Source organism: Streptomyces sp. rh34, from assembly GCF_002551245.1.
Classification (GTDB): Bacteria; Actinomycetota; Actinomycetes; order Streptomycetales; family Streptomycetaceae; genus Streptomyces.
On the sequence record NZ_NTGZ01000593.1, the window covers coordinates 1 to 569 of the forward strand.

Below are 569 nucleotides of genomic sequence, written 5' to 3' on the forward strand. Positions count from 1 at the left end.
GACCAGCTCGCCCCGGCGGCGTACGACGGGGAGCCGGGCGGCGTCGGACGCGGGCAGCGGCACGACGTCGGCGCCCGCCTCCGGCTCCGGAGCGGAACGCACCAGCGAGCGCAGCCAGCCGCGCAGCTCCTCGAAGTCCGGCCGCTCCGTGGGGTCCTGGCGGAGCAGCGACTCGACGACGGGCCGCAGCGGGCCGCACTCCTCCGCGAAGGCGGGCGGCTCCCCGCACACCATCTGGACGAGCTCGGCCGCGTTCTCCTCGGGGTAGGGGGCGTGGCCCTGGACGGCGCGGTAGAGCAGGGCGCCGAGCGCCCACAGGTCGGTGGAAGGGCCGATCGGGGGCGCGAGCTGCCAGTTCTCGTGGACCGGGCCCGCCTGCTCGGGGGCCCAGCGCTCGGTGACGGCTCCGACGACGGCGATCCGTGTCTGGCGGGCGCGTTCGGCGGCGAGCGGGGTGGCGGGGCCCCGGTAGACGGCGGGCTCGTCGCCGCCCGCGACGGCTTCCTCCCAGGCCCGGGAGGCGGCCCGCCCGTCCCTGGGCGCGGTGCGGGCGAGCCGCTGGGGAGCGG

The 569-nt window shown here is 79.1% G+C and carries 1 pseudogene; it reads right to left on the reverse strand.

The features are described from left to right. Positions 1-569 (reverse strand): annotated as a pseudogene (locus tag CR470_RS38380) (protein kinase); the annotation flags it as partial.